Below are 14,363 nucleotides of genomic sequence, written 5' to 3' on the forward strand. Positions count from 1 at the left end.
AGAGGGAGTGTACTGTAATGAATTCTGCATTTACGATTATGGAGGTCGACCAATTAGAAACCGAAACGCATCATCAATTAACGGAATTATTGATTCGGGTAGTAGAAGATGGGGCATCGGTAGGATTCTTACCGCCGTTGTCTTACGATGAAGCTTCCGCTTACTGGGAGGATGTGCTTGGCCCAGGGGTTACCCTGTGGGTTGCCGTGCAGGATGGGCAGGCGATTGGCACGGTTCAGCTGCAGTGCGCCATGAAGGCAAATGGCAGACACCGGGCCGAGGTAGCAAAGCTGATGGTGGACCCCGCATCCCGCCGCGGGGGCATCGGCCGAGCATTGATGCTGCATCTGGAGCCGAAAGCCAAGGCAGAGGGCAGAACGTTGCTGGTCTTGGATACCCGGGAGGGGGACCCCTCCAACAAGCTGTATCAGTCTCTGGGTTACATACAAGCTGGAGTCATACCCGATTATGCCATATCCTCTAACGGCGAACTGGACGGAACGGTGCTGTATTACAAACGTATCTAAGCCACGAAACGGAGGGGTTGGATGGATCGAGATGAGCGATTCTATCGCAAATGGACTCAGATCCGGGCGAAGGGGAGAGCATGGAGAGGCAAAAACACTCGTTATGACAATTTGACCCGGTCTTATGAGAAACAGCGGAAGAAGAACTTGCCGTAGCGGCGAGTTCTTTTTGTCTTCTGAGAACAGACGTCGATAGACGTTTTCTACTATCGGACGTCGGCATTACTAGCCTTTTCGCCCAACATGTTATACTGTTTTTTAGCAGCAATTAGAGAAGGGATTGTGGTTATGGGTTACCAGCTGACCGAACGGGTGATCAAGCTATTATGCGGAAAGACCTCCTACGATCGCGGCGGGGTTTTATATAGAGATGGACATGTTGCGATGTTGAAACAAGATACGGACACTCGGAAATACGAGGCTGAAGTGACGGATCAGGAGCCGGGTATCGCCTATGCCGAGATTGACTCGAACGGGGATGTATTCACGGAATGCAGCTGCATCGATTATGGATTCTCCCGGAAGCGATGCAGACATATTGCGGCTCTGCTCTTGAATATCCGTGATATTGAGCAAACGGTGGAAGCACCAATCCGCCCTTATCCATCGTTATTACATCTTTCTGACGGCGGGAATAATGGAGACGGGCAATTAACACCTCGGTACTCTCCGGAGCATGAGAGAAGCTCGGACGAAGGGGAGCAGGATGCGCGGCTCAGCAGCCAGCTGCTCGGATTGTTCTCTTATTCTGCAGGCCGGAGGGCTACGGCAGCATCCAGGTTTGACACACGAGAAGTTCTGGAGATGGAGTTCATTTTCAAGTTATATCCTTACGGAAATCGGAAATACCTGTTCGGCGTTGAACTGCGAATCGGTAAGAAACGTTTGTACATCGTGCAGCGGATCCGAGAGTTTCTGGCGTGTGTAAAGCACGGAGAGACCTGCATGTTCACGAAGAATTTCACGTACGATCCGGAGCAACACAGCTTTAAAAAGGAGGATGATGATATTCTCCAGGAGCTGATTCGTATATACGAGCATGAAAGCATGTTTAAACAGTCACTGGACATGTATGCTCCGCATGGCAAAAACGGAAGCAGCGACCGAATGCTGATGATTCCTCCCACTTTTTGGCCTGAGGTAAGGGAACGATTATCCCATTCGAACCATTCCCTGTTGTCTTTGGACGGGATCCTCACGGATAAGCTGGAATTCGTTCAAGATCCGATCCCCCTTCAATTCGAGTTTGATGAAGCCGGGGACGATCACTACCTGATGAAGATTGAGGGATTGGAGCGAATGATCGTTCTGGAGGGCTACGGCCTCGTCATTGTGGACGGTAAGCTTATTCAGCTTGAATTGGATGCTTGCAGAAGACTCTCCGAGATGAAGCAGCTGCTTGAGAATTCGAATAAACCGCATATCCGGATTCAACCTGAGATGATGGAGTCCATTATGGAACGGGTGGTTCCGGGACTGATGAAGCTTGGAAGTGTCCACGTGGCACAGACCGTATCGGACCGCATTGTCAAAACGCCTTTGAAAGCGAAGCTCTATCTGGACCGGGTGCGTGGCCGGCTTTTGGCCGGACTCGAATTTCAATACGGAGAAATCACCATTAATCCGTTGGAGGGACATCACGCAACACGCAGCAGCAGCTCAATCCTCGTTCGCGACGGAGAGCAGGAGCAGCGGATTCTTGAGCTTATGGAGAACGCCTCCTTTGCCAAAACGGATGGCGGTTTCTTCATGAACGATGAGGATGCCGAATACGATTTTCTGTATCATACGATCCCGGAGCTGGAGAAGCTGCTGGTTGTTTATGCAACGACAGCCGTGAAGGAACGGGTGCTTACTGAACCGATGGGAGCCAAGGTGCGGGTGGAGGTCGACGAACGGACGGATTGGCTTGAATTGAAGTTTGACATGGAGGGGATTCGGGAAGCCGAAATCCGGGAAATCGTCAAATCGCTTGAAGAAAAACGCAAATATCACCGGTTGCGAAACGGAGCGCTGCTTCCGCTGGAGAGCGCCGAGTTCCAGGCCATGGTTGCCTTAATGAACCGGGTAGGGCCTTGGTTATACGAAGGGGAGGGCAAACCGTTTAAAATGCCGGCAGTCCAAGGACTTCAGCTGCTGGATTGGGAAGAAGCGGGATCCACGGTTCAACTTGGCCGATCCTTACGCCGAATGCTGCAGCACGTGAAGAATCCGGATCATTTGGATTTTGCTGTGCCGCCGAGCCTCGAACCGGTCCTCCGGGATTATCAGAAGTTTGGCTTCCAATGGATGAAGACGATGGCCCACTACCGCTTCGGCGGCATCTTGGCCGATGACATGGGCCTCGGTAAAACCATTCAGAGCATTGCTTTCATTCTGTCGGTGCTCCCGGAGATCAGAGAGCGTAGCGAACCTGCACTTATCGTTGCGCCTGCCTCACTGCTCTATAACTGGTTTAACGAGCTCCAGAAGTTTGCGCCCGAGATCAATGCCGTCATTGCCGATGGCACGCAGACCGAGCGGACTAAGATTATACAGGATGCGGGGAACGCAGATGTCATCATTACTTCGTACCCGCTGCTCCGCAGGGACGTTGAGCGGTATGCGAAGCTGCCGTTCTTAACGTTAATTCTGGATGAAGCCCAATTCTTCAAAAATTACACAACGCAAACGGCTCAGGTTGTCAAAACGCTTCGTGCCCGTTATCGGTTTGCACTGACAGGCACCCCGGTCGAGAACCGATTGGAGGAGCTATGGTCCATATATGATGCCGTATTCCCGGCACTCTTTGGAGATCGAAAAGCGTTTCAGGAATTGCCGAAAGAAACCGTGGTGAGGCGGGTGCGTCCCTTCCTGCTTCGCAGGCTGAAATCGGATGTGCTCAAGGAGCTGCCGGAGAAGATCGAGACGGTTCAGGCATCGAGCCTGCTGATCGAACAGAAGAAACTCTATACAGCCTATCTTGCGAAGTTAAGACAGGAGACGCTCAAGCATTTGGCGCAGGATGGTTTTCAGAAAAGCCGGATTCGCATCCTGGCGGGCATTACCCGTCTGCGCCAGATCTGCTGTCACCCAGCCCTATTCGTGGAAGGCTATGAGGGCAGTTCGGCCAAGTTTGAGCAGCTCCTGGAAACCATTGAGGAATGTCGTCTTGCAGGCAGAAGGATGCTGGTATTCTCCCAGTTTACGGGGATGCTGAATCTGATTGCCGGGGAGCTCGGATATCGGGGGATCCCGTTTTTCTACCTGGATGGACAGACTCCGGCATCGAAGCGCGTGGAGTTGTGCGAACGCTTCAACGAGGGAGAACGGGAAGTGTTCCTCATCTCGCTGAAGGCAGGCGGAACGGGGCTGAACCTGACCGGGGCCGATACGGTGATCTTGTATGACCTGTGGTGGAATCCGGCTGTGGAGCAGCAGGCGACGGACCGGGCCCATCGCATCGGACAGAAGAAGGTTGTGCAGGTGATACGGTTGGTGGCTCAGGATACCATCGAGGATAAAATGGCTGCTCTGCAGCAGAAGAAGAAGGATCTGATCGAGGAACTGGTTCAGCCGGGAGAAGAGTCGCTTCCAAGCTGGACCGAGGCGGAGATCCGGGAGCTGTTGTCCCTTCAGAGCTAAACTCCTGGGTATGGATGGCGCTCGATTGCAAAAGATGACAAGGAGTTGTTGTTTTGAAAAAAACAATGTTTCTCATACTGGCAGCCGTGTTGGTCGTCATCAGTTACATGCCGCTGTTCCTGGGTGGATATGTATACAATGAAGAGCAGGCCTTGCGGCGCTTGCATCCTGCGTATACCGGGGATAAGTTATACGAGAGAATAGGGGATCATCACAAGCTGATCGTCTGGCATGATGGCAACGTGAAGATGGTCACCCTTATGGAAAGTAAATGGGGACTGCTGCACCGTGCTTCGAACTCGGTCGTTCTGGAACGGGGATCCGAAGATGAACCCTTTACTCGGATCTGGTCGGCTAGCCGTCGCGGGGAGGATATGTATGATACCTTACTGGCGGTCGAGACTTCAGAGAACGAGAGCAGGAAGATCATCGTGACCAATGAGCCATGGGATGATGAGCCGATCGATGATCTGGATCAGATCAAAGCCTTGTCCGGGGTCTACATTGAAATGGACGTCGAACAAGGATATGCCGTTCATTATGAACAGCTGCCTGCCGAGCAAATCGGAGGTTTTATATTTCGAAGTATCGATTCTGAAGGGAATATTCTCTCCGTTCATCCTTAGCTGATGGGCGCAGAACATAAACGCTGATATAATAGCTGTATAAGATTGATGTAACGTATACTCCAGTTATAGAATAGGACGGTTTCCGGGATGATATCTTTTTTACTAACGTTAAAACGTCTTTTCAGCGGTCTGTTTCGAGCGTTTAAGCAGCGGTATTTTGTAGCGCTGTTTGTTCTGATTGTCATTATGCTCATATCGGGCACGATGTTTTATACCAGGCAGGAAGGGCTATCGGTGCTGGATGCTCTGTATTTCTGCATAGTGACTTTAAGCACGGTAGGTCATCCGGAATTCGTGCCGCAGACGCCGCTTGGTAAAACATTCACGATGGTCTATATTGTCGTCGGAACGGGTTTATTCCTGGGGATGGCCGGACAATTGGCGTATGCCTTAATCCGAACGAATCAAAGGGATGAGTAGGACCTAAGGAATTCCGAATGGAAAATAGGAAACGCCCAGGTGATTGAGCTGTGACCCGATATGTGGAAGGTTCATAGAATAACTGTCTGGACTTAACTAGCAAGCAGATGACCTCTGAATTTGTTGTCAGGGGTCATCTTTTTTATGCCAGGAAATATGTTATAATTTTGAAATCAAACACTTCCATTATAAACCAATCGTGGGTAGCAGCGTTATATATATGAGAAGAAATCGAAGAGGGATGAATCTATGACACTGAAATGGTTGAATTGGGCAAAAGAGATACAGGCGATCAGCCAGGCCGGACTGGAATATACGAGGGATGTCTATGACAAGGAACGGTTTGAGCAGCTGAGGGAGCTCAGCATCAAGATCATGCAGGAGTATACCGAAGCAGGCGATGAGAAGATTCGTACGCTGTTTGCGAGTGAAACCGGATACCAAACGCCGAAGGTGGATGTCCGTGGTGTTATTTTTCAAGACGGAAAGCTGCTGCTGGTGAAGGAAAAGGCCGACGGGGCTTGGGCGCTGCCGGGAGGATGGGCGGACGTCGGTCTATCGCCTGCCGAAGTTGTTGTGAAGGAAGTGAAGGAAGAAGCGGGTTACGACGTGCGTGCAGGGAGGCTGCTGGCCGTATTGGATAAGAAATTTCATAACCATCCGCCTTCGGCCTTCCATGTGTACAAAATGTTCATTCAGTGCGACATTACGGGCGGAGCTGCAGGCGTGGGGACCGAGACGTCCGCTGTCGGTTTTTTCCGCCAGGACGAACTGCCTCCGCTGTCTGAGGAACGGAATACGAAGGAGCAATTGCAGCGAATGTTCCAATTCGAGAACAACCCGCATCTGCCGACTTGGCTGGATTAATCCATATAACAAAGGAGCGTAGACAATGTGAAGGGCTTTAAACCTTATAAGGACGTACCGGATGAAACAGAAATCAGGCGTAGATTCCATGGACGGATCAATATTTTCTTTTTCAGCGCATTTTTAATCTTTTGCGTCATTATCGTTCGCATGGCCATATTACAGTTCGTGGAGGGACCGGAGCTGGCAAGCCAGGAAACCGGGGGGGAGCAGAAGCATTTCCCGCTGCAGCCGATCAGGGGGTCCATCATCGATGCATCCGGCACCAAGCTTGCATACTCTACGGCTTCAAATTCACTCTATATCACGCTCATGAAGGATTACAGCAAGAAGACGGACAAAGGAAAAGAAAACCGGCCGGAAGCGGAGGAGATGGCGAAGCGGCTTGTCCAGGCGTTTAACAAGTATGGGGACCCCAAGGCGGAACCGATAACGGTGAAGAAAGTGATTAAAGACCTGGATTTGGAATATATTAAGCATCATGGTTATGAACCGAGACGCATCAAGACGGATTTGACGAAGGAAGAGATCGCTTATTTCATGGAGAATCGTGCCAAGTTTCCCGGCATCCAGATCGTGGAGGAGAATGTAAGGCACTATGATCCGGATACGGTGGCCGTTCAGACGATCGGGTACTTAAAGAAGTTCAGAGGCTCCAAAGACCTTAAGGTTTATGAGGCTATTGATCAGAGCAACAAGGATCAGAAAAATCCCGGCTTGATCTACACGGAAGAAGAGTGGATTGGCTATGACGGATTGGAGCAGATGTTTCAGGAAGAACTGCGCGGCAAGAGCGGGTATTTAAACATCCCGATTAATCCCCAGAATATGGTAGATGGCGTTCCGACGATGGTCGCTCCCGAAAAAGGCCTTGATATTCACACCACGATTCATAAAGACATTCAGCTTGCCACGGAGCAGGCCATTATGGATCAGCTTCAATATCTTCATACCCATCCGGTATCGGGAAAGCTTCATAAGGAAGCCTTAACTGGATACGCGGTCGCCATGGAGGTGGATACCGGTAATGTAGTCGCGATGGCGAGCATGCCGGATTACGACTCGAATGTGCGGGTAAATGGTGGCAAGATTACGCCGGATATCGTGGATTCGTCGGGAAACGGCACGATTACGATTTATGGATCAGGTCGCTCGGGAAACGGGTTTGAATCCACGATCTATCTCGGTTCCGTCATTAAACCGCTGACCGTGTTGATTGGGCTGAATGAGGGGTTATTTGGCTTGAACGAAACATATCCCGATAAAGGGTACGCTTTAATTGGCCGGGAAGGATATGAAAAGTCTATCTCCAACTCGGGCGGACATCGAAATGGGCCCATAAAGCCACAGCAAGCAATCCAGCAATCATCGAACGCCTTTATGATTGATATGATTGGCAAAAGGCTTGTCAATAAGTATGGTGGGGAGAAGGGTGTTACCGTCTGGGAAAAGTATATGATGCAGTTTGGTCTTGGCGTTACAACGGGAAGTGGCTTGCCTGGAGAATTTAAGGGTCGTGGGGAGTATACCAATACGGAGGCAGCCGGAAGTAATCTCGCTGCGTTAGCCTATGCTTCTTTCGGACAGATGGGAAAGTACACGCCGCTGCAGCTAGCCCAATACACCGTCATGCTGGCAAATGAAGGCAAGCGGGTCAAGCCGCAGTTGGTCAGCAAAATCACGGATCAGGAAGGCAAGGTGGTCAAGGAATTCGGGCGCGAAGTTCTAAACGAGGTCGAGTTCCCAAAAGCGTATTGGCAGACCATTAAGCGTGGGATGAATACGCAGGGGCTGGCAGCATTCGAAGATTTTAAATATGATTTTGCCCGCAAAACGGGAACCTCCGAGCAGGAAGCTAAAGTGAATGGAACGTGGAGGAAGATTGATAACGGCGTCTTCATCGCTTTTGCTCCGCGCGATAATCCGAAGTTGGCGGTGGCCGTTGTTGTGCCTGAAGGCGGCTTCGGCTCGCAAAGCGCTGCGCCGATTGCGAGGAAAATATTCGATGCTTATGACGAAGTCTATGGACTTGATGGAACACCACATCCGAAGAAGACTGAAGAGCAGACGAAGGATGGCGGCGAAGAAGAGACAGGGGACAATCGATAAGAAACGTAGACGCAGAATCGCGTTAAGATTAGCGATGGGAAAAGGGGCGATAAAGCAATGATTTTGAATGTAATTATCCTTGTTACAGCTGTCCTGTTAACCGGTTATTTTTCAATAAAATATCGCTTGTGGAAACGCATATAACGAAAAGGCAGGCTGTAGAGGCGAACTTGATCCTCTCCAATCCTGCCTTTTTTGTATCCCATTTAATCAATAAGGATTGCTCCTGATCTTCAGTACTTCCGCGAGAAAGGTAAGGGCCAAGCCTTGACCCCAGCCCTGGATTCGCTTATCGGGCACGCCTCTGTAACCTGCGGCGTCCTTCATGACGGCCGTTCCCGCGGAGACGCCGGTTACGGTACCATCCTCGGTAATCTTGGCCAAGATGCCGTCAATCGATTTCTGCGTGTATTTATTATAGATGCGTCCTTTGGTCAGCAGGGCGGCGGCAATGCCGGCCGAGCCGGACGTTTCCAGCGGAGACTGCGGATCGGTCGTAATCGTATGCCACAGGCCGGATTCATGCTGCAGCCGGACCAGGGCGCTGAGCTGGTCGCGCAGCGAGCCTTCGATGATCATGAAGGACGGATGCGTGACCGGCACAAGCTCCAGGGCACGAGCCATCGTAATGGCGGCCCAGGCATTGCCCCGGCACCAGAAGACGCCTGACATATGGTTGCCGGCGATGTTGTCCCAGCCGTGGTAATACAGATTCGTGACGGAATCCTGCAGGCAATCCTCATGGCCGTGATACTGCTTCAAGCCATCCTCGAAGTAATCCTCCCGGTCCAGCATCACGCCGATCCGAAGCAGGAAGTAGCCCGCCATGAACATCGTATCGACCCATGCCTGCTCCGGAAAGTTATACGTTTCGGAGTTCACCGTATGCTGAAAGATGCCGTTCCCGAAACGCAGTGCATCATGCGTGAGATACTCGGCCATGTCCTTCGCTGTTTCGATATACCGATCATCCTCATAAGCCTCGTACAACGTCAGCAGGGAGTGGCCGATGGAGACGCCGTTGACGGACAGCTTGGGCAGACCCTCTTCCATATTTTCGTCGACCCAGGCTTTCAGCTGTTCCAGATATTCCTTTTTGCCGGTGGCCTTGTAGGCTTCGCATACCCCGTAAAAGGCGACCCCGCCCGGCCAGTCCCAGCTGAAATCCATACGAAAGGTCCGGTCGACCACGCGGTCTATGACAAACTCAATCTGTTGATCATCAAATACAAGTGCAGGCATGATGAGAAACTCCCTTCATATTCTATTTGCTTCTATCTGTATGAATTACCCTTTCAATCCCGTCGTGCTGATTCCTTCCACGATATATTTCTGGAAGATAAAGAAGACGATGACGACCGGCAGCAGCGATAAGGTAGCCATAGCAAACATGCCGCCCCAGTTATTAAGCGACTCCCCGTCAAGGAACAGCTTCAAGGCAAGTGACACCGGGTATTTCTCCGGATTGTTTAAGTAAATGAGCGGATTGATGAAATCATCCCATCTCCAGTAGAAGGAGAAGATTGAACACGTAATGAGAGCGGGGACGATCAATGGCACAACGATCCGGAAAAATATCCCGTATTTGCTGCATCCGTCAATTTTGGCGGCTTCATCCAGTTCCTTCGGAATGGTGCGGATAAATTGCATAATCAGGAAGATGAAGAACGGAATGCCAAAGAATTGGGGAACAATTAATGGTTTGAAGGAAGACAGCCAGCCGAATTTGGCGAACATGACATACTGCGGAACGATCACGACATCATGAGGCAGCATCATCGTAATCATCATGCAGGCGAACCAGAATTGCTGGCCGAAGAACTTGGTCCGAGCTAGGCCGAAGGCGACAAGCGCAGAGGAAGCGACGGCACCGATGGTGGATATGATGACAATGATAAAAGAATTTTTAAAGAAGGTACCGAAGGTAGTCCCGGCAAAACCCTTCCAGCCTGTAGCATAATTCGAGAATTCCAGCCGGCTCGGAATCAGGCTGTAAGCCGTCGTGAATATTTCATGATTGGGTTTAAGCGAGCTGGCGACCAGCCACAGAATCGGATAGGTCATGCCGAGGGCGAACAATCCGACCAGGGTATGGTAGAGAACACGTCTGGATTTGGTCATAACCGTCAATCTCCTTTCGACTCGTAATGAACCCAGCGGGTGGATGATCTGAAGATGAGCAGGGTCAGGACACCAACGATAATGAGCATGATCCAGGCAAGCGCCGACGCGTATCCCATCTCAAAATGCGAGAACGCCTTGCGATACAAATAGAGCGAATAGAGCAGCGTCTGGTCCAGGGGCCCGCCTTCTCCGCGCGAAATAATGTAGGCCGGAGTGAAGGTCAGGAACGCCGAAATCGTCTGGAGCGTCAAATTAAACAAAATAATGGGGCTGAGCATAGGCAGCGTAATCTTGAAAAAGCGATGGACTGCATTGGCACCGTCCACGCTGGCAGCCTCATAGTAATCCTTCGGGATATTTTTCAAGCCGGCCAGAAAAATGATCATCGAGGAGCCGAACTGCCAGATAGACAATGCGATGAGCGTCCATAGCGCCGTGCTGGGATTCCCGATCCAAGAGGTCGTGGAGTGAATTCCGAAGAGGGACAGGGCAGAGTTCACGAGTCCCTTGTCGCCAAAGATCTGCTGCCACATGATGGCCACGGCCACGCTTCCCCCGATGAGGGAAGGCAAGTAGAAGGCGGAGCGGTACAACCCTACGGCTTTGGTTGCGGTATTCAGAATCATGGCAACAAAGAGGGCGAATATGAGTCGCAGGGGAACGCTGGCGAATACATAGGTGAATGTGACCTGAAAGGACTTGCCGATCTTGTCGTCCTCCAGAAACAACCGCTCATAATTCCCCAAGCCCAGCCATCTTGGCGCTTCCATCAGATTGTAATTGGTGAATGAATAATACAGGGACGACAGGATTGGATATAAGGTAAAGATGAGAAAACCAAGAACGAACGGCGCTGAAAACACGTAACCGGTGATGTGCTCGTTCTCACGGAGCCTCTTCATAGATTTCAACCCCTACGATTCAGATTTGGTTGCGCCCCGTGCAGGGGTCACTGATGTAAAAAGGCATCTCTTGCACGGGAAAGACGTGCCGGAGATGCCTTGTCTAGCCGTGTCCTGGTTATTGCTGAGATCTGGCCAAGATGGCATTCGCTTCCTTGCGGAACTCGGCCGCGGCATCTTCGATCGAGATTTTCTTGAACAGGATGCGTTCGCTGAGATCTCGCAGCAGCTTCTCGATCTCCACCGCGCCGATCGGGTTAGGCGGATCGCCTGGCGTGCTGTTGGCCTCAGCCCAAGTAACATAGTCGAAAATTTTGGCTTCGTTCTCGGAGAGGAGCGGTTTGAGCGCTTCCTTCACCTTGGCGGATACGGGAACGCCGCGTTCGCCCTTGATCAGCTTGTTGGCCTCAATGTCGTTGATGAAAAAGCTGATGAATTTGGCGGCTTCTTCTTTATGCTTGGAGGTTTCGGTGACCGAGAAATACATCGAAGGTTTCAGGAAGAGTCCTTCTTTTGTTCCGGGTCCCGGCATCGGATTCAGCTCTAATGGACGATCCGTTACCAGATTGGCCACGGCGAGGAATTGGTTGGACCAGCCGGTGCCTGATATAGAGTTGCCAAGGACAATTTCATCCTCTTCGGCTACGCCTTTCTTCTGGGCTTCCTTGTCCAGGGACAGGATATATCCGTTGTCGTACCATTTCTGGTAGCGGGTGAAGTAATCGATAAAAGGCTGGTCGTCGCTGTATCCGATGGTTTTGCCGTCAGCGCTGTACATTTTCTGCCCGATGGTTCTTAAATAGTACGGGAAGAAGACGTCATGCCGGTAAGCAAAGCCTCCGATTTGCAGGCCTTTTTCTTTGGCTTGGGCCCCCATCTTGTCCATGTCGTCCCAGGTCCATTCCTTGGGCGGAATATCGATGCCGTTCTTCTTCATCGTCTCCACATCGAATGTAGTCTGGAGTGCGTTCACGCCGAGGTTCATGGCAACCAGCTTGCCGTTGACCTCACCGCCGCTCAGCGCATTCTCGCTGACATCGGCGACATCGAGCTCGCCGCTCTCGGTAAACGGCTTCAAATCCGCCAGCTGATTTCGGCCTGCATATTGATTCAGGTAGGAGATGTCCATCTGGATAATGTCCGGAAGTCCGCCGGCCACCGCTTGGGGAGCAAGCTTCTTCCAATAGTCATCGAATGGAGCATACTCCGGCTCAATGGTGACATGCGGATTCTGGGACTCATACATCTCGATGACCTTCAAGGTATAATCATGCCGGGACTGACCGCCCCACCACGCAATGCGGAGCTTGACCGGATCCTTGCTGTCGCTTGCAGCCGCCGGCGGCGTTTCCGTTCCGGTTCCGCCGTTTGCCGGTGGTTCTGCGGCGCCGCCGCCCGAACAGCCGATCAAACTTCCGAACAGGGAAACCATCAGAACCGCGTTTAACACTTTTTTCATTCCATTTCCTCCCCTTTGTTAATCAACCATTTCATGTCGCTCCAAATGTTAATGCTTACATTCCCAATTATCTAGTTTTTGCGGGGAAAGAGTAAGGAAAAAAACCGTGCAATTTGTTTAAAAAGCAGAGATGTACGTACAAGTTAATCACTCTTTTTCATATACTCAGAGGGTGTACAGCCAATCTGTTTCTTGAACACTTGGCTGAAATATTGAGGATTATCGCCGAAACCGAGCCGTTCCGCCATTTCAAAAATTTTGATATCGGGATTGCTTGCCATCATTTCGGTTGCGCGCTTCATCCGAAGTTTCATTACGTAATTGGAGAACTTCTCGCCGGTCTCCTTCTTGAACAGCTTGCCGAGATAGTCGGCGTTCATATACAGCATGTCGTTTGCCACCAGATTGAGGGTAAGCTCCGAGTTCCCTAACTGCTCCTCGATAATCTCAACCACCTTGCGGACGATGGCATTATATTTGACCTTGTTTTGCTCGAAGTTTCGCAGCGTGATTTCCCGTACCGTTTTCTCCAAGAAAGATTGAATGGCTTGAAGCGTACTCATCTCGGCGATTTCCGGAATCCGTGCATAGTGTTCTTGCATCCGATCCGGGTCGGTTAGACGGATGAGGGATACATATTGCTGAATGACATAGGATTTGGTCATGTCGATACTAAGCTGCGCATGCTTCAGCTCCTGAACAAATTCGGCCAAGGCAAGCTCCGCTTCGTTGCGGTGGCCGGATCGGACCGGCATGCACAGGCGTTCCTCGTCGAGGACAAACGTTCCTTCCAGGCCGCCGGCGTGCAGCGTATCTTCCGTCGTGATCATCCCGCTCTCATCCAGATAGAAACGGTAGTTCAAGCATTGCAGCGTATCACGGTACAGCTTCCGGGCCAGGGTAACAGGTCCGGGATCGCTGATCGCGATTGTGACGTCCATCTTGTAATACTGTTTAAAAGTACACCGGATATCCTGCAGCTGCTCATGGAGCCGCTGCTGATCATGTTGGTTCTCGATGAGCACCAGTACATGCTGTCCGATCGTCGTACTCAGCAGCGTTGTGTCCAACAGATCCTCCGCAATGTTCTTCACGGCAAATTGATGCTCGTATTCGACCGTGCCCTCCAGCTGGAACAATAGCAGCCGGACGGGCTGATCGAAATCGTATTCGAACAGGCTTCGGTACTCCTCCAGATCATGGCGCCCATAGGTCTTGTTGGTGACAAACTCTTTGAGCACCTGTTCTTTGACATGGGGCAGTACCTTCCGGAGCCGGTTCTTCATTTCCTGGACAAACGTTTCCTTGTTCCGGTCCTGGGTCAACTCGTTGATGACCTCTTTCAGCGCTCCTCCGATCTTGACCTCGTCGGTCGGCTTCAGCAGATAATGCTTCACGCCGTATTGCATGGCGCGGTTGGCATACTCGAATTCGCCGAAGCCGGACAGCAATACGAATTTGATATGAGGATGGGAGGCGTGGGTCTTGGCAACGAGCTCCAGACCGTCGAGCCCGGGCATGCGAATGTCGCAAACGACGATATCCGGGCTCTCCCTGACGATTTTTTCATATGCTTGAATTCCGTTCTGGGCCGTGCCAGCCAGCTCGGTTCGGTATGATCGCCAGTCCACCATCTGAGATATGCCATCCAGTATAATCCGTTCATCGTCCACAAGCAGAACTTTGTACATCCGAATCCCTC

The 14,363-nt window shown here is 51.2% G+C and carries 12 protein-coding genes; 7 read left to right on the forward strand and 5 right to left on the reverse strand.

Annotation, left to right across the window (positions count from 1 at the left end; translation table 11 throughout):
- Positions 1–17 precede the first annotated feature (17 nt).
- From AK95_RS10660 to AK95_RS10685, 7 genes are all read left to right on the forward strand, one after another.
- The gene (locus AK95_RS10660) at positions 18–527 is read left to right on the forward strand and encodes a GNAT family N-acetyltransferase (protein WP_071219947.1); all 510 of its coding nucleotides are present in this window, start codon (positions 18–20) and stop codon (positions 525–527) included.
- Between the two features lie 21 nt (positions 528–548).
- Positions 549–683 (forward strand): hypothetical protein, encoded by a 135-nt coding sequence (locus tag AK95_RS35140; RefSeq protein ID WP_268801962.1) that lies wholly within the window; start codon positions 549–551, stop codon positions 681–683.
- A 132-nt stretch (positions 684–815) separates the two neighbouring features.
- Positions 816–4,151, forward strand: a complete 3,336-nt coding sequence (locus AK95_RS10665) for a DEAD/DEAH box helicase (RefSeq protein ID WP_071219948.1) — start codon at positions 816–818, stop codon at positions 4,149–4,151.
- 53 nt (positions 4,152–4,204) lie between these two features.
- A complete protein-coding gene (locus tag AK95_RS10670; RefSeq protein WP_071219949.1) occupies positions 4,205–4,777 on the forward strand; it encodes a hypothetical protein in 573 nt (190 codons plus the stop codon).
- A gap of 90 nt (positions 4,778–4,867) precedes the next feature.
- Entirely contained in the window at positions 4,868–5,200 is a 333-nt protein-coding gene (locus AK95_RS10675; RefSeq protein WP_071219950.1) for a potassium channel family protein, read from the forward strand.
- 249 nt (positions 5,201–5,449) lie between these two features.
- The gene (locus tag AK95_RS10680) at positions 5,450–6,067 is read left to right on the forward strand and encodes an NUDIX hydrolase (RefSeq protein ID WP_071219951.1); all 618 of its coding nucleotides are present in this window, start codon (positions 5,450–5,452) and stop codon (positions 6,065–6,067) included.
- Positions 6,068–6,094: 27 nt separating this feature from the next.
- The gene (locus AK95_RS10685; protein WP_071219952.1) at positions 6,095–8,176 is read left to right on the forward strand and encodes a peptidoglycan D,D-transpeptidase FtsI family protein; all 2,082 of its coding nucleotides are present in this window, start codon (positions 6,095–6,097) and stop codon (positions 8,174–8,176) included.
- Between the two features lie 210 nt (positions 8,177–8,386).
- On the opposite strand, the gene AK95_RS10690 is transcribed toward AK95_RS10685, so the two are convergent.
- From AK95_RS10690 to AK95_RS10710, 5 genes are all read right to left on the reverse strand, one after another.
- Complete coding sequence (locus tag AK95_RS10690) at positions 8,387–9,418, reverse strand: glycoside hydrolase family 88/105 protein (RefSeq protein ID WP_071219953.1); 1,032 nt, start codon at positions 9,416–9,418, stop codon at positions 8,387–8,389.
- Positions 9,419–9,463: 45 nt separating this feature from the next.
- On the reverse strand, positions 9,464–10,240 hold the full coding sequence (locus tag AK95_RS10695) for a carbohydrate ABC transporter permease (RefSeq protein ID WP_373456890.1): 777 nt from the start codon (positions 10,238–10,240) through the stop codon (positions 9,464–9,466).
- A gap of 62 nt (positions 10,241–10,302) precedes the next feature.
- Positions 10,303–11,202 (reverse strand): carbohydrate ABC transporter permease, encoded by a 900-nt coding sequence (locus AK95_RS10700; protein WP_009589786.1) that lies wholly within the window; start codon positions 11,200–11,202, stop codon positions 10,303–10,305.
- 118 nt (positions 11,203–11,320) lie between these two features.
- A complete protein-coding gene (locus tag AK95_RS10705; RefSeq protein WP_071219955.1) occupies positions 11,321–12,661 on the reverse strand; it encodes an ABC transporter substrate-binding protein in 1,341 nt (446 codons plus the stop codon).
- Between the two features lie 143 nt (positions 12,662–12,804).
- On the reverse strand, positions 12,805–14,352 hold the full coding sequence (locus tag AK95_RS10710) for a response regulator (RefSeq protein ID WP_071219956.1): 1,548 nt from the start codon (positions 14,350–14,352) through the stop codon (positions 12,805–12,807).
- Between the last annotated feature and the right edge of the window lie 11 nt (positions 14,353–14,363).

It is taken from the genome of Paenibacillus sp. LC231 (genome assembly GCF_001860525.1).
Taxonomy (GTDB): domain Bacteria; phylum Bacillota; class Bacilli; order Paenibacillales; family Paenibacillaceae; genus Paenibacillus_AQ.